Here is a 21,423-nt window from a genome sequence, read left to right as displayed (position 1 = left end):
CGCCGCACCCTAACAACTATCGACCGGCGCGGTGGTCCCGTGCGGACCCCTGCGCTGCTCAGGTGGGTTACCGGTGGCCACGGCGCGGTCCCGGGTGGCCCAGGCGACCATGAAGACCGCCGTCCACGCCGCACCCAGCGACACCGCGGCCAGGGTGCCGCTGGCCGTACTCAATCCCAGGTACAGGCGGGCGCCACCGATGCCGACCACTCCGGCCACGGCTGCCGTCCACAGCGCCACCGCCACCGGCCACCTCGCCTGGCGGGACAGCAGCCAGGCCAACATGCACAGACTGGCCGCCACCACGGCGTTCTGGGTCCAGATCTGCGCCACCGGGCCCTCGGCCACCAACTCGGTCACCACCGCCAGGACCACCAGGGGCACGAAGGCGCCGACCGTGCCGACCACACTGAGCAGGTCACCCCGCCAGGGCCGATGCCGAAAGGCCTGCACCCCGGCCACCACCGCCACCAGCACGATCAACGCCGACCCCCGCAGCACGGTCACGCCGAGCTGGGCCACCTCGACCGCCCCGGGGGTACGCCGGGCGGCGAACCAGCTCCCGATCGCACCGTCGATGAGGGCCAACCCACTGTGCCGTACCGCCGCCCGCATCGTCCCGGTGATCGCCAACGCGACCACGAACAGCAGTCCCACCCCGGCGGTCAGATTGGCCAGCAACGCCCAGGTCGGCCCGAAACGCATACTGAGCAGGAAGAACAGCAACCCGTACCGGGCCGACAACCAGCGCACCGGGGGCAGTCGGGCGGCCCGCACCAGCAACGCCCGTACCGGATCGGGGTTGCGGCCCAGCCACCGGCCGCCCAGCACCACCGCCACCAGCGCGGCCACCAGGACCAGCACCGCCCCGGTCGCCCGACCCAGCAACCGGGACACCGTGTGGTACGACTCACCCGCCAGATGTCCCACCAGGACCGAGCCACCCACCCAGGTGATCACCCCGGCCAGGTTCCACGGCGCGAACCGCCGGTACGGCATACCGGCCGCCCCGGCCAGCCGGGGCACCAGGGTACGGGCGAAGGCCACCCAGCGGGCGGTGAAGACCCCCCGACCCCCCATCCGTACGACCATCGCGTCGGCTCGGGCCCACCGGTGCGCCCCCACCCGGGCGCCCCACCGACTGGCCCGCAGCCGTGGCCCGTAACGCCGACCGGCGCGGAACGCCACCGCGTCTCCCGCGACGGCCGCCAGAATCATCACCAGCAGGGCCGGTCCGAGTCGGAGGGTGCCGGTGTAGGTGAGGAAACCGACCAGCAGCAGAGTGGCCTCCCCCGGCGCGACCAGGCCGATGATCACCCCGGTCTCCGCGGCCACCACCAGCGCCGCCACCACGTAGATCAACCAGGATGGTAGGTGTTGCAGCGAACTCAGCAGTTCATGCACGCCGGCCCCCCGGGGTCACCTCAGCAAGGCTGCCCCGTAAGTGTGACAGCGCCGACATGTGGCGCAGCGCACTACGCCACCGGCGACCCCGACGCGGCATAGGCTCGGCACAGGCGGGAGGATGGAACTCATGCAGCTTCGCACCGACCTCCGCAACGTCGCCATCATCGCTCACGTCGACCACGGCAAGACCACCCTGGTCGACGCCATGTTGCGGCAGTCCGGCGCCTACGGCGCCCGGGGCGAGGTGACCGAGCGGGTGATGGACTCGATGGACCTCGAACGGGAAAAAGGCATCACCATCCTGGCCAAGAACACCGGCGTGCGCTACCTGCCCGCGGACGGCTCCGACCCGGTCACCATCAACATCATCGACACCCCGGGCCACGCCGACTTCGGCGGCGAGGTGGAGCGTGGGCTGACCATGGTCGACGGGGTGGTGCTGCTGGTCGACGCCAGCGAGGGCCCGCTACCGCAGACCCGGTTCGTGCTCCGTAAGGCCCTCAAGGCCCGGATGCCGATCATCTTGGTGATCAACAAGGTGGACCGTCCGGACGCCCGGATCAAGGAGGTCGTCGACGAGGCGTACGAACTCTTCCTCGACCTGGACGCCGACGAGTCGCAGATCGACTTCCCGATCGTCTACGCCTGCGCCCGTGACGGCATCGCCTCCCTGACCCAGCCCGCCGACGGCTCCGTGCCGCAGGACAGCACCAGCCTGGAACCCCTGTTCCGGACCCTGCTGGACACCATCCCGCCGCCCGCCTACGACGAGCAGGCGCCCCTTCAGGCCCACGTCACCAACCTCGACGCCTCCCCCTTCCTCGGCCGGCTGGCCCTGTGCCGGGTCCGGCAGGGCACCATCGCCAAGGGGCAGACCGTGGCCTGGTGCCGCACCGACGGCAGCACCCAGCGGGTACGCATCTCCGAACTGCTGATGACCGAGGGCCTGGAGCGCAAGCCCGCCGACTCGGCCGGGCCGGGCGACATCATCGCGGTCGCCGGCATTCCGGAGATCATGATCGGCGAGACCCTGGCCGACGCGGAGAACCCCCAGCCGCTGCCCCTGATCACGGTCGACGAGCCGGCCATCTCGATGACCATCGGCACCAACAACTCGCCGCTGGTCGGTCGGGTCAAGGGCGCCAAGGTCACCGCCCGGATGGTCAAGGACCGCCTGGACAAGGAACTCGTCGGCAACGTCTCACTGCGGGTGCTGCCCACCGAACGCCCGGACGCCTGGGAGGTGCAGGGCCGAGGTGAGCTGGCGCTGGCCATCCTGGTCGAGCAGATGCGCCGCGAGTCCTTCGAACTGACCGTCGGCAAGCCCCAGGTGGTGACCCGGGAGATCGACGGCAAGACCTGTGAGCCGGTGGAGCGGCTGACCATCGACGCCCCGGACGAGTACCTGGGCGCGATCACCCAGCTGCTGGCCACCCGCAAGGGCCGGATGGAGCAACTGGTCAACCACGGCACCGGCTGGATCCGGATGGAGTGGCTGGTCCCGGCGCGCGGCCTGATCGGCTTCCGCACCGAGTTCCTCACCGAGACCCGGGGCACCGGCATCCTGCACCACGTCTTCGAGTCCTACGAGCCCTGGTTCGGCGAGCTGCGTACCCGCAACAACGGCTCGCTGGTCGCCGACCGCTCCGGCAGCGTCACCGCGTTCGCGATGACCAACCTCCAGGAACGCGGCCAGCTCTTCGTCGAGCCCGGCACCGAGGTGTACGAGGGCATGATCGTCGGGGAGAACTCCCGCTCGGACGACATGGACGTCAACATCACCAAGGAGAAGAAGCTCACCAACATGCGCTCGTCGACCGCCGACGAGACCGAGAAGCTGATCCCGCCGCGCAAGCTGTCGCTGGAGCAGGCCCTGGAGTTCTGCCGCGAGGACGAGTGCGTCGAGGTCACCCCGGCCGCCGTACGCATCCGCAAGGTGACCCTGGACCAGACCCAGCGGGCCCGCGCCACCGCCCGCCGCAAGCACGCCGGCTGACCCGCCCGTTTCAGGAAGGGCCCCTTCACCTCACCAGAGGTGGAGAAGGGGCCCTTCCTTTCCGTTACCCTCGGCGGGTGATCTTCGAGGGGTGGGCGGCGCGGCTCGACGCGGTGCCGGGGACCATCTCGGTGTACGCCGGTGCCCTGGACGCCCCGCCCGCCTGGACCCGCCACCCCGAGGCCACCCACTACGCGGCGAGCACGATGAAACTGGCCGTGCTCGCCGCACTGCACCGGGTCGCGGAGAACGGTGGACCCGACCTGGACACCCCCATCGAGGTGACCGACCGGTTCACCTCGGCCGCACCGGACGCCGCCGGCTTCTCCTGCGCCCGGGAGTACGACAACGACAGCCTGGTCTGGGAGCGACTCGGCCGGCGGGTGTCACCCCGGTGGCTGGCCGAGCGGATGATCGTACGGTCCAGCAATCTCGCCACGAACCTGCTCATCGAGCAGGTCGGGCTGGCCGCCGTGGCGGAGGTCTGGGCGTGTGTCGGTGCCCGGCACAGTGTCACCGGACGCGGCATCGAGGACTTCGCCGCCCGGGAGGCCGGGATCAGCAACCTGGTCACGGCCGCAGACCTGGCCGCCCTGCTCGACGCCATCGCCACCGGGGCCACCCGGGCCGGACCACTGGCCTCGCCGGCCGGCTGCGCGGCGATGCTGGAGGTGCTCTGCGCCCAGCAGATCCGGCAGGACATCGCCGAGGGACTTCCCGCCGGCACCCGCCTGGCCCACAAGAACGGCTGGGTACGCGGGGTCCGGCACGGCGCGGCCGTGGTCTTTCCCGATGACGCCGCCCCGTACCTGCTGGTGGTCTGCACCACCACCCCGCTCGGCGAGCACCAGCGCAGCACGGAGGCCGACATCGAGGCGCGCCGCCTGATCGCCGACATCTCGGCCGGGGTCTGGCAGGCCCGCCACGACCTGACCGCCACCGACCCGCGCTGAGTCCTCAGCTCTTTGTTTTCGCCGGTTCCCGTCGTCGGTCCCGGGAGGACTTGGCCAGGCTGACCACGGTCGCCACCGCCAGGGTCACCACGATCACCAGCAGGGACAGCCAGGTAGGAATGTGCGGCGCCCAGCCCACCGGCTCGCCCCCGTTGAGGAAGAACAGCCGGTTCTCCGCCAACGCCTCCAGGACCAGCTTGACCCCGATGAATCCGAGCACCACGGCCAGGCCGTAGCTCAGGTAGATCAGCCGGTTCAGCAGGCCACCGAGCAGGAAGTACAGCTGCCGCAGCCCCATCAGCGCGAAGACGTTGGCGGTGAAGACCAGGTACGGCTCATGGGTGATGCCGAAGATCGCCGGGATGGAGTCCAGGGCGAAGATCAGGTCGGTGGTCCCGATCGCGATCATCACGATGAGCATCGGGGTGACCTTCCACCGGCCCTGCTCCCGGGCGGTCAATCGGGCCCCGTGGTACTCCCGGGAGATCGGCAGGGCCCGACGACTCCACCGGATCAGCACATTCTCCTGGAACTCCTCCTCCGCCGACTCGCCCTGCCGGGCCAGGTTGATCCCGGTGTAGATCAGGAAGGCGCCGAAGATGTAGAGCACCCAACTGAACTGGGAGATCAGCGCGGCCCCGGCCGCGATGAAGCCACCCCGCATGACCAGCGCCAGCACGATCCCCACCAGCAGCACCTTCTGCTGGTACTGCCGGGGCACCGCGAAGCGCGCCATGATGATCATGAAGACGAAGAGGTTGTCGACCGAGAGGCTGTACTCGGTCAGCCAGCCGGTGTAGAACTGCCCGGCCACACTCCCCCCGGCGGTGGCCCAGAGCCCGACGCCGAAAAGCAGGGCCAGCCCCACGTAGCAGGCCACCCAGAGACTGGACTCACGCACGCTCGGCTCATGCGGGCGCCGGCCGATGATGAACAGGTCCACCAGGAGCACCCCGGCCAACACGACAAGCGTGACGGCCCACACGAGTCCGGACACCTCCACAGTCTCGTCCCCACCCCACCCCCCAGCAACACACCACCGCACACCCACCCAGCTCACCCACCCTAGGTTTCCTAGGAGGCTAGGCGCCACCCACCCCGCACCCCCCTGATCGCCCCGTTGATCATGAAGTTGACGGCGAAGTTGATCACACTGACTGCCGCTAACCTCATGATCAACGGGGTCAAGGGGGTGGGTGGAGGGGGTGGGGTGGGGCGTGGCAGGCTGCGGGGATGGTTCTTGAGGTTGCGTTGATCGATGTGGTGCCGGGTCAGGAAGACACCTTTGCCGCCGCGTACGCCGAGGGGCATCCGGTGTTGGCGAGCACCCCGGGCTGCCGCTCGGTACGGATGACCCGGGGGATCGAGTCGCCCTCCCGCTTCGTGCTGCTGGTCGAGTGGGACTCCGTCGAGGCGCACGAGCAGAACTTCCGGGCCAGCGAACGGTTCCTCCGGTGGCGGGAGTTGATCGGGCCGTACTTCGCCAGCCCGCCCCGGGTCGAGCACTTCGTGGACGTGCCGGCCTAGCCGGGCACGAACGGCTCCGGCGCCGGGCCCACACGCAGGCGCCGGCCCCGCATCGTCCGGGGCCGGCGCTTTTTGTCGTACCCCTGTTCTAGCCTGCGCCTCGCGTCGGCACCGCTTCCCGACGGCTACGGGGGCGCCGGGCCGGTGCCGACGCGCCCACGCTCACCGTGCCGACGCGCCCGCCCCTACCCGTCCAGCCAGCCGGCCAGCACCTGAGCCGTCTCCTGTTCGGGCAGCGCCGCCTCCAACAGCCGATGGGTCATCCGCTCGTACCGGTCGACGTCCGTCGCGGTGGTCAGCCGCACGTCCGTGGTCAGCGCCTCCAGCATCACCGTCCGCGGATCCGCCGGATCCGGGAAGGAGTAGCAGGAGTACGGGGTCAGCGGCAGCGGCCCGACCTCCGACCCGTTCGGCAGCAACCGGATCGTCACATGCGGCAGCTCGGTCAGATCCAGCAGATGGCGTACCTGTTCCCGCCAGACCTCGACCGGGTCACCGGCCCGCTCGCAGGCCGCCCTGGTGATCAGCGCCGTGTAGTGCGGCGGCTCGATCCGGCGCAGCACCGCGTGCCGGGCGGACCGGGCCCGCAGGTCGGACTCCACATCCACCTCGGGATCGATGAGCTGACCGGCGGCGATGCGCAGCCGGGCGTACGCCGAGGTTTGCAGCAGGCCCGGCACTACGCAGGGCTGGTATTCCACGATGCCCGCCGCCCCGGCTTCGAGTTCGGCGTAGGTGCGCTGCCGTACCCCCATCTCGCCCAGCGCCTTCCACCAGCCTCGGCTGGTGGCGGCGTCGCGGGCGATGACGATCAAGGCGTCGCGCTGGGAGGGCGGCACCTGGTAGACGTCGAGCAGATCCAACACGTCGGCCAGATCGGGACGACTCTGCCCCAACTCGATGCGGGACAGCTTGGAGGTGGAGGCCCAACCCAGCCGGTCACACACCTGTTCCAGGGTCAGTGTCTCTCGGCGCCGAAGCTGTCGCAGCTCCGCTCCGAGCCGCGCTCGTCGAATGACCGGACTCGTTGGCAACGGCATCCCCGCCTCCCCACCGAGGGAGAGTACGCACGACGATCACCCAGCGCAATAGGATGCTCGCATTCCGCTATTCTCCCGGGCTGGAACAGCTCATCGCGAGAAGGCCACCCGGATCACCGCACCCCGGCTGCGTCCATCCCCCGCAACTCCTTCTTCAGCTCGGAGACCTCGTCGCGGATCCGGGCGGCCAGCTCGAACTGAAGCTCTCGCGCGGCGGCCAGCATCTGGTCGTTGAGTTCCTGGATGAGCTGCGCCAACTCGGCCCGCGCCATGCCCTCCCGGGCGGGGGTGGCGGCACCGGCCCGGCCCCGACTGCGGGTCTCCTTGACCGGCGCTTTGCCTCGGGACAGCTGCCGCACCGCCCCGCCGACCCGGGTGGCCTCGGTGTCCTCCGCCTCCCGGTAGATGTCATCGAGGATGTCGTGAATCTTCTTGCGCAGGGGTTCGGGGCTGATGCCGTGCGCCTCGTTGTGCGCGATCTGCTTGGCCCTGCGCCGGTTCGTCTCGTCGATCGCGTTCGCCATCGACGGGGTGATCTTGTCGGCGTACATGTGCACCTGGCCGGAGACGTTACGCGCGGCCCGGCCGATGGTCTGGATCAGCGATCGGCCGCTGCGCAGGAAGCCCTCCTTGTCCGCGTCCAGGATGGCCACCAGGGAGACCTCCGGCAGGTCCAGGCCCTCCCGCAGCAGGTTGATGCCGACCAGCACGTCGTAGTCGCCCCGGCGCAGCTCACGCAGCAGCTCCACCCGGCGCAGGGTGTCCACCTCGGAGTGCAGGTAGCGCACCCGGATGCCGTTCTCCAGGAGGTAGTCCGACAGGTCCTCGGCCATCTTCTTGGTCAGGGTGGTGACCAGGACCCGCTCGTCGCGCTCGGTCCGCAACTTGATCTCGTGCATCAGGTCGTCGATCTGGCCCTTGGTGGGCTTGACCACGACCTCCGGATCCACCAGGCCGGTCGGCCGGATCACCTGCTCGACGAACTCCCCCTGGGAGTGTTCCAGCTCCCAGGTCCCCGGGGTGGCCGACAGGAAGACCATCTGCCCGACCCGCTCCAGAAACTCGTCGAACCGCAGGGGCCGGTTGTCCGCCGCGCTGGGCAGCCGGAAACCGTGGTCGATCAGCATCCGCTTGCGGGAGGCGTCGCCCTCGTACATGCCGCCGATCTGCGGAATGGTGACGTGCGACTCGTCGATCACGGTGAGGAAGTCGTCCGGGAAGTAGTCGAGCAGGCAGTGCGGTGGGCTGCCCGGCAACCGGCCGTCGATGTGCATCGAGTAGTTCTCGATGCCGGAGCAGAAGCCGACCTGCCGCATCATCTCGATGTCGTACGTGGTGCGCATCCGCAGCCGCTGCGCCTCCAGCAGCTTGCCCTGGCGATCCAGCTCGGCCAGCCGCTCGGCCAGCTCGGTCTCGATGTCGCGGATGGCCCGTTCCATCCGCTCCGGCCCGGCCGCGTAGTGGGTCGCCGGGAAGATCAGCAGGTGGTCCACCTCGCGCACCACGTCACCGGTCAGGGGGTTGAGGTAGTAGAGCTTCTCCACCTCGTCACCGAACAGCTCGATGCGTACGGCCAGTTCCTCGTACGCCGGGATGATCTCCAGGGTGTCGCCGCGCACCCGGAAGGTGCCGCGCTGGAAGGCCATGTCGTTGCGGGTGTACTGGATGTCGACCAGGCGGCGCAGCAACTGGTCGCGATCCAGCTCCTGGCCGACGGCCACCCGCACCGCCCGATCCAGGTATTCCTCCGGGGTGCCCAGCCCGTAGATCGCCGACACGGTGGCCACCACCACCACGTCGCGGCGGGTCAGCAGCGACATGGTCGCCGAGTGCCGCAGCCGCTCCACCTCCTCGTTGATCGAGGAGTCCTTCTCGATGTAGGTGTCGGTCTGCGGAATGTACGCCTCGGGCTGGTAGTAGTCGTAGTAGGAGACGAAGTATTCCACCGCGTTGTCCGGCAGCAGCTCGCTGAACTCCTTGGCCAGCTGCGCACAGAGGGTCTTGTTGGGTGCCAGCACCAGGGTGGGACGCTGCAACCGCTCGATCAACCAGGCCGTGGTGGCGCTCTTGCCGGTGCCGGTCGCGCCGAGCAGCACGGTGTGTCGGTCGCCCCGGCGCACCCGCCGTTCCAGATCGTCGATCGCGGCCGGCTGGTCGCCGGCCGGCTGGAACTCGCTGATGACCTGAAACCGGCCGTCGAGCCGGGGAATGTCGAGCGCCATGTCGTCCACGGTACGCGGGGGGCCCGACAGTTCGCGGTGACTACGCCCCGCAGGTGACCGGCCTCAATATTCGCATTGTGTGGTTCTTCTCACCCGGCTACCCTTCTTTGCGTAGGCCGCTCGCGGCGGCCGTCCGGGGTCGGTGGCGGGCCACACAGGTCATGCCGCCCCCGGCGCAGTGGGTAGCAGCACCCGGATTTGTGGCGTGCGCACCCGACGTGGTCGCGCGGACGACGCGCTGACCGGCCGCCGCGAGCGCCCCTATGTCGTCACCCCACCCCGGTCCACGGCGTTCATCCTCCGTGGAGAACAGCTCACGACCACTGCCCAGCGGCCGAGCCGACCGCCGACATCGCGCCGGTTCCCGCCGCCACCGTGCCGGCATCGAACCACCGGCCGTCCTCGGTCTGGACCGCCCCGACCTGGACACCGGCCAGCCGGAACAGACCGGCCCGGATGCCGACCAGCCAGACCGACCCGGGCCAGGGCTGCCGGGCCTGGCGGGGCTGTCTGACCGACTGCTCGACCCGGTGGCCGAGGAGGACCTCGCCGGTGCCGACGAGGAGGCCGAGGAGGCCCGGCAGAGGTTCGCCCGGCGCCGCCGACTGACCCTGACCGGGCTGGCGCTCACCGCCGGACTCTCGGCCGTCCTGCTGGTGCTGACCCTGCTCAACTGGGTCCCCCAGGAGCCGGCCAGCCGTCCGTTGACCTCGGCCGAACGGGGCCGGCTGGCGGTGATGCGGGTGACCAACCAGCGCGACCTGCGGGCCGGCTTGCAGGTCACGATCGGCCGTGGCGGCGACCGCACCGACCTGCTCGGTTGGGTCGACTGGGCCCGCCGGTTGGTCTACGTCGACGTGGGCGGACCCGGGGCGGGGGTGCTGCGGGGCCTGGCGCAGGCCACCCCCACCGTACTGATGTCCCGGCCCGATCCCACCGCGGTGCCGGCACCGGCGATGCCGCCCCTCATCCCACCGGTCGACGGCTGGCGGGTGGCCCCGGACCAGCGGCTGACCCCACTGCTGGCCATGATCTTCGCGCTGACCGCCGACCGTCCGGACCCGGTAGACGAGACTTCGGGCCGGTGGGTCGGCCGGGAACGACAGCACGGGGAGAACCTGGACATCCTGGAGGCCCCTTGGCCGGGCCCCGAACCGGCCGAGGCCACCCGCTACTTCCTGGACCCCGACGGGAGGCTGCTCCGGCTGGAGGCCACGGTCGCCCCGGTCGGGCCGGTCACCGTACACCTGAATCGGGTGGACCGGCCGACCCTGCGGCCGGTCGACGCGCTGGGGGGCCGCCCCGGCCTGCCCCGCGCCCTCAACTCGGCCGAGCGGGACCGCTGGCGGGGGCTGCCCGCCCGGTTGCGGGCCGCCGGTGGCGCCACCCTCACGGTGACCGTACCGGCCTCGGCCGACACCAACCTGCGGGGCCGCGGCTGGTTGAGCTGGACCTCCAACACGGCCTACCTGGGGGTCACCGACCTGGACGCCGAGGGCACCCGCACCCTGGTACGCCGAGAGGGCGGCAAAGTCACCCGGGTCGACACTGCGGCGCCGGGGGACCCGGCGGACCCACCGCCCCTGCCACCACCGGGCACCGGTTGGCGGGGCGGAGCGCACCGCGCTCAGGCACTGGACCCCCTGGTGGCCCGGGCCCTGCGGGCGGCCCGCGGCAGCGGCCCCTCCGGCACCCCCCGCCGGGTACGCGGCGACAACCTGACCGGCAGCGTGGTCGACGTCATCGAGGTCGGCAGCGGATCGGGTAGGACCCGGTACTGGGTGGACCGGTCCGGTCTGCTGCGCCGGCTGGAACTGCCGACCCCGGGCGGCGCCTGGGCCCAGCTGGACCTGAAACCCGGCCGGGTCCCGTCGCTTCCCAAGCCGACGAAGGCCCGCTGACCGCCTCCGGGCCCGGCTAGGGGCGCCATCCGGTCCGGGCCGCCCACTCCTCCGCCCGCAGGTTCTCCTCGTCGAACCAGGGGTCCTTCGCGGTCGCGTACGCCCCGCTGTCCGGTGCCGAGGCCGCCAGTTCCCGCTTGAGCATCAGATAGGCGGCCCGCCGGTCCGGATCGGACAGCAGGTGGTCCCGCATCAGCAGGGCGTACCGCCAGCCGGGTGACCCGGTCACCCGCAGGTGCAGATGCACCGGACGGGCCGGGTCGGCGCTGCCGTGCAGGCGCTTGGCCCACCGGCCGGAACCCGCCCCCCGAGGGGTGTCCCACCAGTCTCCGGGCATCCGGGGAAAGCCGGCCTCGGCCAGGGGCTGCGCCAGGGCGTCCGCCTGGGCCAGGGAGGAGACGCCGAGCTGGATGTCGATGACGTCCTTGGCGGCCAGACCCGGCATCGCGGTGGAGCCGATGTGATCGATCCGCAGTTCCTCCGGGGCGATCGCCTGTCGGATCCTGGCGGCCAGCCGGGCGTACTGCTGCGGCCAGGTCGGATCCGGTTCGGTGAGGATCACCTGGTGCGCCCGGACCGCCCGTCGATGGCGCAGGTTGTCCTCGAAGGGCACCAGCCGCTCGTACCACAGGGCGTCGACGGCGGCGTGCAGCTGCGCCAGGGTGCCGTCGTTGCTGAGCAGCACGTCCGCGACCGCCGCCCGGCGGGCGTCGTCGGCCTGACCGGCGATCCGCCGCTCGACATCGGCCCGGCTCATCCCCCGGTCGCGGGTCAACCGCTGCACCCGGGTGGCCAGCGCCGTCTGCACGACCACCACCAGGTGGTACGTGGGAGCCAGCCCCACCTCCACCAGCAGGGGTACGTCGTTGACCACCACCGCATCGGGTGGGACGGCGGCCACCAGTTCGGCCGTACGGGCCCGCACCCGGGAGTGGACGATGGCCTCCAGCCGGCGGCGGGCAGCCTCGTCGGTGAAGACCAGGTCGGCCAGGGCGGCCCGGTCCAGGGCCCCGTCGGGGTCGAGTACCCGTTCGGAGAAGGCGGCCACCACCTCGGCCAGTCCCTCGGTGCCCGGGGCCACCACCTCCCGGGAGAGCTGATCGGCATCGATGAGCACCGCGCCGCGCTCGACCAGTCGCCGCGCCACCGCGCTCTTGCCCGAACCGATTCCGCCGGTCAATCCCACCTTCAGCACGGCCTCAGTCAACCCGATCATCGCCCTACCGCCAAACAGGGCCCGCGCCCGGAAACGGCGAGGGCCCCGCCTCGAACCCGGAGATCCGGGTCGAGACGGGGCCCTGCTGCCTTGTCGGCTGGCGGGTCACTTACCGCCGGCGAGCTTCTCCCGCAGAGCGGCGAGGGCCTCGTCGGTGGCCAGGGTGCCGGCCGGCTCCTCGGCCTGGCGGCTGGGGGCCGCGCTGGTCGTGGTGGTGGTGCCGGTGGGGGCGGGCTGCGGGTTGGCAGCGGCCTCGGCCTCGGCGGCCCGAGAGGTCTGCACCTGCTTCTGGTGCGCCTCCCAGCGCTGCCGCGCCTCGGCGTACTGGTTCTCCCAGGTCTCGCGCTGCTTGTCGTACCCCTCGAGCCACTCGCCCGTCTCCGGGTCGAAGCCCTCCGGGTAGATGTAGTTGCCCTCGGCGTCGTAGGTCGCGGCCATGCCGTAGAGGGTCGGGTCGAAGTGCTCCTCGCCCTCGACGAAGCCCTCGTTGGCCTGCTTGAGCGACAGCGAGATCCGGCGGCGCTCCAGGTCGATGTCGATGACCTTGACCATGACCTCGGAGCCGACCTGCACGACCTGCTCCGGGATCTCCACGTGGCGCTCGGCCAGCTCGGAGATGTGGACCAGGCCCTCGATGCCGTCGTCCACCCGGACGAAGGCGCCGAACGGCACCAGCTTGGTGACCTTACCCGGCACGATCTGCTGGATCGCGTGGGTGCGGGCGAACTGCCGCCACGGGTCCTCCTGGGTCGCCTTCAGCGACAGCGAGACCCGCTCGCGGTCCAGGTCGACGTCCAGGACCTCGACCTCGACCTCCTGGCCCACCTCGACGACCTCGGAGGGGTGGTCGATGTGCTTCCAGGACAGCTCGGAGACGTGCACCAGGCCGTCCACGCCGCCCAGGTCGACGAAGGCGCCGAAGTTGACGATCGAGGAGACGACGCCCTTGCGGACCTGCCCCTTCTGCAGCTTGTTGAGGAACTCCGTGCGCACCTCGGACTGCGTCTGCTCCAGCCAGGCCCGGCGGGACAGGACCACGTTGTTGCGGTTCTTGTCCAGCTCAATGATCTTGGCTTCGAGCTCGCGGCCGACGTACGGCTGGAGGTCGCGCACCCGCCGCATCTCGACCAGGGAGGCCGGCAGGAAGCCGCGCAGCCCGATGTCGAGGATGAGGCCACCCTTGACCACCTCGATGACCGAGCCGCGGACGACACCGTCCTCGTCCTTGATCTTCTCGATCGTGCCCCAGGCCCGCTCGTACTGCGCCCGCTTCTTGGAGAGGATCAGCCGCCCCTCCTTGTCCTCCTTCTGGAGGACCAGGGCCTCGATGTGGTCACCGACCGTGACGACCTCTGCCGGGTCCACATCGTGCTTGATCGACAACTCACGAGAGGGGATGACGCCCTCGGTCTTGTAGCCGATGTCGAGCAGGACCTCGTCCCGGTCGACCTTGACGACGGTGCCTTCGACAATGTCGCCGTCGTTGAAGTACTTGATGGTCTCGTCGATCGCGGCGAGGAAAGCTTCCTCGGAGCCGAGGTCGTCGACGGTGACCTTGGTGGCGCTCGAGGGGGCCTCGATGCTGCTCGTCATGTGGGCGGTTGCTCCGGTCGGATGTGTGTCACAGCAGGCGGTTGTCGCGGTGACCTGTGCGCGCCAACGGATCCGTCGGCGGGCCCACCCAAAAATCGCGTAACGAGTTCTTGATGTGGCTCCGTCGACCGCGCACCTGCTCCCTGCCGAGGCACACGATCCGCGAGCGCATCCAATACCCTACCCGCTGCATTACCACAGCGTGCAAGCCCTCCCGTCTCCTCATCACCGCACCACCCGCGAAAGCGGAGATTTCGCCCGGAGGGCCCCAGCCGGCACCGGGCCGCCCCGAGCCCGCGTACCCCAGGGGCCTAGCGTGAACGGGTGGACGACGACAACCGGGTGACCCGGCGCCGGGTGGACGACACCGAGGCGCGCCGCGCCAACCGCCACTGGTGGGACGCCGACGCCGACGCCTACCAGGCCGAACACGGACACTTCCTCGGCGAGGTGGACTTCGTCTGGTGCCCGGAGGGGCTGCGCGAGGCCGAGGCCCGGCTCCTCGGCGAGGTGGCCGGACGCCGGGTGCTGGAGGTCGGCTGCGGAGCCGCCTCGTGCGCCCGCTGGCTGGCCACCGAGGGCGCCTGGCCGGTAGCCGTGGACCTCTCCGCCGGCATGTTGCGCCACGCCGTCCAGGCCGCCGAGCGCACCGGGGTACGCGTACCCCTGGCCCAGGTCGACGCCATGGCGCTGCCCTTCCGCGACGCCAGCTTCGACCTCGCCTGCACCGCCTTCGGCGCGGTGCCCTTCGTCGCCGACTCGGCGGCCCTGATGCGCGAGGTGCACCGGGTGCTGCGCCCCGGGGGTCGTTGGGTCTTCTCGGTCACCCACCCGATGCGCTGGATCTTTCTGGACGACCCGGGCGAGGGCGGGCTGACCGCGGTGCACTCGTACTTCGACACCCGCCCGTACGTGGAACAGGACGAGCAGGGCGCGGCCAGCTACGTGGAGCAGCACCGCACTCTCGGCGACCGGGTCCGCGAGCTGGTCGGGGCCGGGTTCCGGCTGCTGGACCTGGTGGAACCGGAGTGGCCGGAGGGACACGAGGGGATCTGGGGGCAGTGGAGCCCGCTGCGGGGCCGCCTCTTCCCCGGCACCGCCATCTTCGTCAGCGAGAAACCCGCCGACTGAACGGGCCAGACCGCACTCCTGGTGCGACCTGGAGGGCCTTCAGCGGCGGTACGCTCCCCTCATGAGCGCCGAGCCCATCCCGACATCACCTGGCCCCTGGTGTCCGGATCCGATGCGGCAGCAGCGTGCCGACTACACGCTGGAGGACCTGCTCGCCCTGCCGGACGACGCCCCCCGTGTCGAACTCGTCGACGGAGTCATCCACGTGACACCCTCCCCCACCCTGGGCCACCAGAACATCTCGTTCCTACTGACCTCGTGGCTGCACTCCCACGCTCCGGCCCAGTTGCGCGCCACCCAGGCGGTCGGGGTAGCTCTCAGCCACAACACCAGCCGGCAACCGGACGTGGTGCTGTACCGCGCCGGACTGCCAGCTGAGCGGTCCCGGCTCCGGCCTGCGGACGTGGTCCTGGCCGTGGAGATCGTCTCGCCGGGCACCCGGCGGGTCGCCCGGTTCGCCAAGCCGGGCGAGTACGCCGCCGCCGGCATCCCGTTCTACTGGCGCATCGAGCAGGACCCGGTGCATCTGTACGCGTACCGGCTCGGTGACCGGATCGGGCCGGGCGGTGAGCGGCAGTACGAACTCGCCGCGGACAGCGCCGACCTGATCGAGCTGACCGAGCCCTTCGACATCAAACTGCCGATCGCCGAGATCGTCCCGTAGCCCGTACCATCTGGTCGTTTTCCTCCGGCGACCTCGGGTAACCCGGCGGCATGGCCGACACGGAGTTCCGCACCGGCGACCATGTCTCCTGGGCCAGCCACAGCGGCCGGGCGTACGGGGTCGTCAAGGAGAAGCTCACCGAACGCACCCACGTCCGAGGACACCCGGTGAACGCCTCCCCGGAGGACCCGCAGTACCGGATCACCAACGACGACTCGGGCAGAGATGTCGCCCACCGGCCGGAGGTGTTGCGTCGTGAGCGGTCGTGACGATCCCGACCAGACCTACCGGGAGTTCACCGAGGCGGTGAACATGAAGCCCGGTGAGCTGTCCACCTGGTTGGAGACCGAGGAGTCCAAACAGGTCGGTTGGCACAAGGGCGGCGGCGAGTCGGTCGGCCACCAGTCCGGCCGGAGGATCATCGACCTGCTGCGACGCAAACGCGACCAGCTCACCGAGGCGGACTACAAACACATGCGCAAGGTCGTCGGGTACGTCCGGCGCCACATGGCCCAACGGCCCAGCGGCGACGTACGGGCGACCCGGTGGCGCTACTCCCTGATGAACTGGGGCCACGACCCGGTCAAGGCCAAACTGCCGCCGCCCGGCGGCCCCTCCCGCAAGGCCCTCCAACGGCACGGGGCTCCGCCGAAGGCCCGCCGGCCCCGACCGGCCTGACGACTGACGGGCAGGCGGGAACTCCTCGACGGCGCCACCGGCCGCTGATCCCTCGACCTCACCGAGCCGGTCGCCGACGCGCACTTGACCTTGCCGCTGACGGCAGGGTCGCAGGATCGACGGCATGAACGATGTGCAGCGCAGAGTCGTCGTCGTCACCGGTGCCGGCACCGGCATCGGCCGCGCCACCGCCCGAGGGTTCAGCGCCGACGGCGCCCAGGTGCTGGCGGTCGGCCGCCGAAGCGCGCCGCTCGCCGACACCGCTACCGGTCACCCGCTGATCACCCCGTTGGCCGTCGACGTGACCGCGGCCGACGCACCCCGCCGGGTGATCGACGCCGCTCTGGACCGGTACGGCCGGTTGGACGTGCTGGTCAACAACGCGGGGATCGCCGCTGCCGGCCCGCTAGCGGAACTGGACGAGGCAGCGACCCACGCCCAGTTCGCCACCAACCTGCTAGCCCCGGCCCGCCTGACCCACGCCGCCCTCGGCGCGTTAGCCGCGAGCCGAGGCGTGATCGTCAACGTCACCACGGCGGTCGGTCAGCGAGCCTGGCCGGGTGCTTCGATGTACGCCGCCGGCAAGGCCGCCCTGGACTCGCTGACCCGCAGTTGGGCGGTGGAACTGGCGCCGCGCGGCATCCGGGTGGTCGCGGTTGCGCCCGGCGCGATCGACACGCCCATCGGCGAACATCAGGGGCTCTCCCCGCAACAGCGCGCGGCGCTGCGGCGCTGGCAGATCGACCGTACGCCGCTGGGCCGCCTCGGAACTCCCGAGGAGGTGGCCTGGGCCATCGGGCGACTCTGTGAGCCGGCGGCGGGCTTCCTCACCGGGGTGGTGCTGCCGGTCGACGGCGGGGCGGTCATCGGCTGACCGGCCCGCCCGGTCGGCGGCTGCTCAGCTGTCGAACCAGACCACCAGCCGTACGTTGTCGCCGCCATGCCGTTCGGCGAGATCGCGCATGGTGTCGAAGAGCGCGCGCAACTGCGGATCGACACGCAACACGTCTGCCGGCCGGAGCCGCTCCACCCGCCACATCCGATCGTCGGCGCGCCACTGCGTACCCTCCGGATAACTGCTGCCCCTGGGGTCGGCGTGTTCGCCGGCCACCGCCCGCCAGGCATGCCCGTGGTGGCCGGCCTTGCCGATGAACCGCGGACCTTCGCTGGTCAGCTCGTACTCGTGGATCCGGTCGTCAACGCGGGGCGCCAGGGCATTCCAGTCGATGCGGGCCAACTCGGTCCAGGTCACCCACGTGTGATCGTGCGTGCCGTCGTACCGGAGAGCAAGCAGGTCCGGGCCGGCGTCCTCCGGCAGGCCCCTATCGGGGGCAACGGGTTCGAACCCGGCGTGGTTCCGTACCCCGAACAGCAGCCCGAAGGCATCGTAGTGACGAGGTAGGTCCTCCAGACTGAGGTCGGTCAGCAGCCATGGTGAACCCGGACCGTACGGGCGAACCTCCACCCCACCTGCGATATCGGTGCCCATGCCAGCTCGCCTTCCCGCACAGGACCCGCAACGGTGCCCGATTGCGCCCCGTGCTCCCCCGCCTCGGGCACCGAGGACGATATACGTCAGTCCCGATAGGCTCGCTCTTCTCCGCCGGCTTCGCCCGTCGCGGGCTCAGCCAGCGGGGCGGGCTCAGCCAGCGGGGCGGGCTCAGCCAGCGGGGCGGACTCAGCCAGCGGGGCGGACTCAGCCAGCGGGGCGGACTCAGCCGGCAGGTCGGCGGGATGGCACGAAAGGCGTCGACGGATGCGGATCGGGGAACTGGCCAGGGCCACCGGCAGCACCCCTAGGGCGTTGCGCCACTACGAGCAGCACGGTCTGATCGAATCGCGCCGCTCCGCCAACGGCTACCGGTGGTACGACGCGAGCACCGTGACCCGGGTCCGGAACATCCGGCACCTGCTCGCCGCCGGGCTGACCCTCCAGGATGTCGACTTCTTCCTGCCCTGTCTGGACGGGGACGTGACCACGGCTCCGCCGTCACCCGCCGGCCTCCAGGTGGCCCGGGCCCGGCTCGCCGCCCTCGATGCCCGACTCGCAAAACAGCACACCATCCGCGACCGCCTCGCCGCTGCCCTCGAAGACGTCGGATAGTCCCTCTCGGGTGACCCCGTCACCGACCCACCACCGGTGACCAGGTCGGGGTTGCGGGGCAGCCCGGCCCGCGCAGGGATCAAGCCAGACCGCCCGGAGCGGGTCGGGCTGCCCGGAACCCCCACCCCGCCCGCAGCGGATCAGTGGTCGGCGCTGTTCCAGTCGCGGCCCTCGCCGACGGAGACCTCCAGGGGTACGGAGAGCGGGTAGGCCCCGCCCATCTCGCGGCGGACCAGCTCTTCCAGGGTCTCCCGCTCCCCCGGCGCCACCTCGAAGACCAGTTCGTCGTGCACCTGGAGCAGCATCCGGGACCGCAGCCCGGCGTCGCGCAGGGCGGTGTCGACATGCAGCATGGCGACCTTGATGATGTCGGCCGCCGAGCCCTGGATCGGGGCGTTGAGGGCCATCCGCTCGGCCATCTCCCGGCGCTGCCGGTTGTCGCTGACCAGGTCGGGCAGGTAGCGGCGGCGGCCCAGGATGGTGGAGGTGTAGCCGTCCTGGCGGGCCCGGGCGACCACCTCCTGCAGGTAGTCGCGGACCCCACCGAACCCGGCGAAGTAGACCTCCATCAGCCCGCGCGCCTCCTCGGCGGTGATGCCGAGCTGCTGGGACAGGCCGAAGGCGCTCAGCCCGTACGCCAGGCCGTAGTTCATGGCTTTGATCTTGCGCCGCTGGTCCGGGGTGACCTCGGCGACCGCCACCTCGAAGACCGAGGAGGCGGTGGCCGCGTGGAAGTCGTGCCCGGAGTTGAACGCCTCGATCAGCGCCTCGTCACCGGAGAGATGCGCCATGATCCGCATCTCGATCTGGCTGTAGTCGGCGGTGAGCAGGCACTCGTACCCCTCCCCCACCACGAAGGCGCGGCGAATGCGCCGTCCCTCCTCGGTGCGGATGGGGATGTTCTGCAGGTTGGGCTCGGTGGAGGAGAGCCGACCGGTGGCGGCCACCGTCTGGTTGAAGGTGGTGTGGATGCGCCCGTCGTCGGAGACCGACTTGAGTAGACCGTCCACCGTCGACTTGAGTCGGGCCACGTCCCGGTGGCGCAGCAGGTGGTGCAGCAGGGGATGCTCGGTCTGGGCGTAGAGCCACTGCAGCGCGTCGGCGTCGGTGGTGTAACCCGTCTTGATCTTCTTGGTCTTGGGCAGGTTCAGCTCGCCGAAGAGGATCTCCTGGAGCTGCTTGGGCGAGCCCAGGTTGAACTCCCGATCGATCACCCCGTACGCCCCCTGGGCGGCGGCCTTCACCTCGGCGGCGAAGTGCGCCTCCAGCTCGGACAGGTAGTCGGTGTCCGCGGCGATGCCGACGCGCTCCATGCCGGCCAGCACCCGCATCAACGGCAGCTCCACCTCGGCCATCAACCGGGCGGACTGCTCCCCGTCGCGGGACAGCTCGGTGTCGATCGCGTCGGCCAGGTCCAGGGTGGCCCGGGCGTGCAGCATGAGGTTCTGCTCGGCCTGGCCGTTCGGGCCCAGCCCGTCGAGGGTGAGCTGGCCGTCCTCCGGGGCGTCGACCCGCAGCTCGCGGTGCAGGTAGCGCAGAGCCAGGTCGGTCAGGTCGTAGGAGCGCTGGTCGGGGCGGGCCAGGTAGGCCGCGATCTGGGTGTCCCGGGCGATGCCGGCCAGGGACCAGCCGCGCGCGGTGAAGGCCAGCACGGCCGGCTTGCTGTCGTGCAGCACCTTGGGGCGGGTCTCGTCGGCCAGCCACCCGGCCAGGGCCGCCTCGTCGGCAGGGTCGAGGGTGCTCGGGTCGCACCAGGCCGCCGCGCCGTCGGCGGTGGCCAGGGCCAGGCCGGTGATGGTGGCGGTGTGCCGCCGGTTCGGGCCGGTGTCCAGCTTGACCGCCAACCCGACCGGGGTGCCCGGCGACGCGTGGGTCTCCAGCCAGCCGGTCAGCGCACCGGGCGCGGCGAGCACCTCACCGGTCAGGTCGAAGCCCGCCTCGGCCTCCGGCTCGACGGCGTCGAGGTACTGGTAGAGCCGGTCCCGCAGGATGCGGAACTGAAGGGTGTCGAAGACCTGGTGTACGGCCTCCCGGTCCCACCCCTGCCAGCGGGCGTCCTCGGGGCGGATCGGCAGGTCCAGGTCGGCGACCAGGCAGTTGATCTCGTAGTTGCGGATCACGTCGGCGAGCCGCTCCCGCAGGCTCTCACCGGCCTTGCCCTTGATCTCGTCGGCGCGGGCGATGATGCCCTCCACCCCGCCGTAGGTGTTGATCCACTTGGCGGCGGTCTTCGGGCCGACACCGGGCACCCCCGGCAGGTTGTCACTGGTCTCCCCGACCAGGGCGGCCAGATCCCGGTAGCGGCCGGGGCCGACACCGTACTTCGCCTCGACCGCGGCCGGATCCATCCGGGCCAGGTCGGAGACGCCCTTGCGGGGGTAGAGCACCGTGATCTGCTCGTCGACGAGTTGGAAGGCGTCCCGGTCGCCGGTGGAGATCAGCACCGGGATGCCCTGGTCGCGGGCCTGGCAGGCCAGGGTGGCGATGATGTCGTCGGCCTCGTAGCCCTCCTTCTCCACCACCGGGATCCGCAGCGCCGCGAGAACCTCCTTGACCAGGCTGACCTGGCCCTTGAAGTCGGTCGGGGTCTCGCTGCGGCCGGCCTTGTACTCCGCGTACTTCTCCGTGCGGAAGGAGCGGCGGGACACGTCGAAGGCGACCACGATGTGGGTGGGCTGCTCGTCCCGCAGCACGTTGATCAGCATCGAGGTGAAGCCGTACACCGCGTTGGTCGGCTGCCCCGTCGTGGTGGAGAAGTTCTCCACCGGCAGGGCGAAGAAGGCCCGGTATGCCAGGGAGTGTCCGTCGACGAGAAGCAGGCGCGGCGTCGTAGCTGTCACGCCAGCGACTCTAACCCCCACCCCCGACACCCCCACCCACCCCACCACCCCCACCCCGTCCGACCCGGGTTGATCATGAGGTTAGCGGCAGCTTGGAGATCAACTACTGCCGCCAACCTCATGATCAACGCAGGTCAAGAGGGTGGGTGGG

Annotated in this window: 18 protein-coding genes; 10 read left to right on the top strand and 8 right to left on the bottom strand. The window is 70.7% G+C overall.

The features are described 5' to 3' along the window. Window positions 1–9: 9 nt before the first annotated feature. On the bottom strand, window positions 10–1,404 hold the full coding sequence (locus OIE53_RS02645; protein ID WP_327024956.1) for a VTT domain-containing protein: 1,395 nt from the start codon (window positions 1,402–1,404) through the stop codon (window positions 10–12). 130 nt (window positions 1,405–1,534) lie between these two features. On the opposite strand from OIE53_RS02645, the gene typA reads away from it, so the two are divergent. Next, a complete protein-coding gene (gene typA, locus OIE53_RS02640; RefSeq protein ID WP_327024955.1) occupies window positions 1,535–3,403 on the top strand; it encodes a translational GTPase TypA in 1,869 nt (622 codons plus the stop codon). 77 nt (window positions 3,404–3,480) lie between these two features. Continuing rightward, window positions 3,481–4,356 (top strand): serine hydrolase, encoded by an 876-nt coding sequence (locus OIE53_RS02635; RefSeq protein WP_327024954.1) that lies wholly within the window; start codon window positions 3,481–3,483, stop codon window positions 4,354–4,356. Between the two features lie 4 nt (window positions 4,357–4,360). Here the strand turns inward: OIE53_RS02635 and OIE53_RS02630 are convergent, their stop codons facing one another. Beyond that, window positions 4,361–5,359 (bottom strand): TerC family protein, encoded by a 999-nt coding sequence (locus OIE53_RS02630; RefSeq protein ID WP_327024953.1) that lies wholly within the window; start codon window positions 5,357–5,359, stop codon window positions 4,361–4,363. 230 nt (window positions 5,360–5,589) lie between these two features. Between OIE53_RS02630 and OIE53_RS02625 the strand changes: the two genes are divergently transcribed. Further along, window positions 5,590–5,883 carry an antibiotic biosynthesis monooxygenase family protein gene (locus tag OIE53_RS02625; RefSeq protein ID WP_327024952.1) on the top strand — a complete coding sequence of 98 codons (294 nt, stop codon included), beginning with the start codon at window positions 5,590–5,592 and terminating at the stop codon, window positions 5,881–5,883. A 185-nt stretch (window positions 5,884–6,068) separates the two neighbouring features. Here the strand turns inward: OIE53_RS02625 and OIE53_RS02620 are convergent, their stop codons facing one another. Both OIE53_RS02620 and uvrB read right to left on the bottom strand, forming a co-directional pair. After that, window positions 6,069–6,923: a helix-turn-helix domain-containing protein gene (locus OIE53_RS02620; RefSeq protein WP_327024951.1), complete on the bottom strand. Its 855-nt coding sequence runs from the start codon at window positions 6,921–6,923 to the stop codon at window positions 6,069–6,071. Window positions 6,924–7,036: 113 nt separating this feature from the next. Continuing rightward, window positions 7,037–9,145 (bottom strand): excinuclease ABC subunit UvrB, encoded by a 2,109-nt coding sequence (gene uvrB / locus OIE53_RS02615; RefSeq protein ID WP_327024950.1) that lies wholly within the window; start codon window positions 9,143–9,145, stop codon window positions 7,037–7,039. Between the two features lie 302 nt (window positions 9,146–9,447). Here uvrB and OIE53_RS02610 point away from each other — a divergent pair, with 302 nt between their 5' ends. Next, a complete protein-coding gene (locus tag OIE53_RS02610) occupies window positions 9,448–11,046 on the top strand; it encodes a hypothetical protein (protein ID WP_327024949.1) in 1,599 nt (532 codons plus the stop codon). Window positions 11,047–11,062: 16 nt separating this feature from the next. Here the strand turns inward: OIE53_RS02610 and coaE are convergent, their stop codons facing one another. Together coaE and rpsA are read right to left on the bottom strand one after the other, a co-directional pair. After that, window positions 11,063–12,241, bottom strand: coding sequence for a dephospho-CoA kinase (coaE, locus tag OIE53_RS02605; protein ID WP_327027041.1), 1,179 nt, complete (start codon window positions 12,239–12,241; stop codon window positions 11,063–11,065). 126 nt (window positions 12,242–12,367) lie between these two features. Further along, the gene (gene rpsA, locus OIE53_RS02600) at window positions 12,368–13,855 is read right to left on the bottom strand and encodes a 30S ribosomal protein S1 (protein WP_327024948.1); all 1,488 of its coding nucleotides are present in this window, start codon (window positions 13,853–13,855) and stop codon (window positions 12,368–12,370) included. Window positions 13,856–14,179: 324 nt separating this feature from the next. Here rpsA and OIE53_RS02595 point away from each other — a divergent pair, with 324 nt between their 5' ends. The 5 genes from OIE53_RS02595 (at window position 14,180) to OIE53_RS02575 (ending at window position 17,202) form a co-directional block, all read left to right on the top strand. Further along, window positions 14,180–14,986, top strand: coding sequence for a class I SAM-dependent methyltransferase (locus OIE53_RS02595; protein ID WP_327024947.1), 807 nt, complete (start codon window positions 14,180–14,182; stop codon window positions 14,984–14,986). Window positions 14,987–15,047: 61 nt separating this feature from the next. After that, window positions 15,048–15,650 carry a Uma2 family endonuclease gene (locus OIE53_RS02590; protein WP_327024946.1) on the top strand — a complete coding sequence of 201 codons (603 nt, stop codon included), beginning with the start codon at window positions 15,048–15,050 and terminating at the stop codon, window positions 15,648–15,650. Window positions 15,651–15,700: 50 nt separating this feature from the next. Continuing rightward, a complete protein-coding gene (locus OIE53_RS02585) occupies window positions 15,701–15,919 on the top strand; it encodes a DUF2945 domain-containing protein (protein ID WP_327024945.1) in 219 nt (72 codons plus the stop codon). After that, window positions 15,906–16,328, top strand: a complete 423-nt coding sequence (locus OIE53_RS02580; RefSeq protein WP_327024944.1) for a DUF3140 domain-containing protein — start codon at window positions 15,906–15,908, stop codon at window positions 16,326–16,328. Before OIE53_RS02585 ends, OIE53_RS02580 begins: the two co-directional genes overlap by 14 nt. A gap of 124 nt (window positions 16,329–16,452) precedes the next feature. Beyond that, window positions 16,453–17,202, top strand: a complete 750-nt coding sequence (locus tag OIE53_RS02575; protein ID WP_327024943.1) for an SDR family NAD(P)-dependent oxidoreductase — start codon at window positions 16,453–16,455, stop codon at window positions 17,200–17,202. A gap of 24 nt (window positions 17,203–17,226) precedes the next feature. On the opposite strand, the gene OIE53_RS02570 is transcribed toward OIE53_RS02575, so the two are convergent. Further along, entirely contained in the window at window positions 17,227–17,817 is a 591-nt protein-coding gene (locus tag OIE53_RS02570) for a hypothetical protein (protein WP_327024942.1), read from the bottom strand. Between the two features lie 267 nt (window positions 17,818–18,084). Between OIE53_RS02570 and OIE53_RS02565 the strand changes: the two genes are divergently transcribed. Continuing rightward, complete coding sequence (locus tag OIE53_RS02565) at window positions 18,085–18,432, top strand: MerR family transcriptional regulator (protein WP_327024941.1); 348 nt, start codon at window positions 18,085–18,087, stop codon at window positions 18,430–18,432. Window positions 18,433–18,572: 140 nt separating this feature from the next. Here the strand turns inward: OIE53_RS02565 and polA are convergent, their stop codons facing one another. After that, entirely contained in the window at window positions 18,573–21,272 is a 2,700-nt protein-coding gene (gene polA, locus OIE53_RS02560) for a DNA polymerase I (protein WP_327024940.1), read from the bottom strand. Between the last annotated feature and the right edge of the window lie 151 nt (window positions 21,273–21,423).

The organism is Micromonospora sp. NBC_01739 (assembly GCF_035920385.1).
Taxonomy (GTDB): domain Bacteria; phylum Actinomycetota; class Actinomycetes; order Mycobacteriales; family Micromonosporaceae; genus Micromonospora.
This window is presented reverse-complemented; position numbering and strand designations above follow the sequence as displayed.

Coding starts and splice junctions, on each gene's coding strand:
- typA (WP_327024955.1), top strand. CDS start 1,535: ATGCAGCTTCGCACCGACCTCCGCAACGTCGCCATCATCGCTCACGTC.
- OIE53_RS02625 (WP_327024952.1), top strand. CDS start 5,590: ATGGTTCTTGAGGTTGCGTTGATCGATGTGGTGCCGGGTCAGGAAGAC.
- OIE53_RS02620 (WP_327024951.1), bottom strand. CDS start 6,923: ATGCCGTTGCCAACGAGTCCGGTCATTCGACGAGCGCGGCTCGGAGCG.
- uvrB (WP_327024950.1), bottom strand. CDS start 9,145: ATGGCGCTCGACATTCCCCGGCTCGACGGCCGGTTTCAGGTCATCAGC.
- rpsA (WP_327024948.1), bottom strand. CDS start 13,855: ATGACGAGCAGCATCGAGGCCCCCTCGAGCGCCACCAAGGTCACCGTC.
- OIE53_RS02590 (WP_327024946.1), top strand. CDS start 15,048: ATGAGCGCCGAGCCCATCCCGACATCACCTGGCCCCTGGTGTCCGGAT.
- OIE53_RS02585 (WP_327024945.1), top strand. CDS start 15,701: ATGGCCGACACGGAGTTCCGCACCGGCGACCATGTCTCCTGGGCCAGC.
- OIE53_RS02575 (WP_327024943.1), top strand. CDS start 16,453: ATGAACGATGTGCAGCGCAGAGTCGTCGTCGTCACCGGTGCCGGCACC.
- OIE53_RS02570 (WP_327024942.1), bottom strand. CDS start 17,817: ATGGGCACCGATATCGCAGGTGGGGTGGAGGTTCGCCCGTACGGTCCG.
- OIE53_RS02565 (WP_327024941.1), top strand. CDS start 18,085: ATGCGGATCGGGGAACTGGCCAGGGCCACCGGCAGCACCCCTAGGGCG.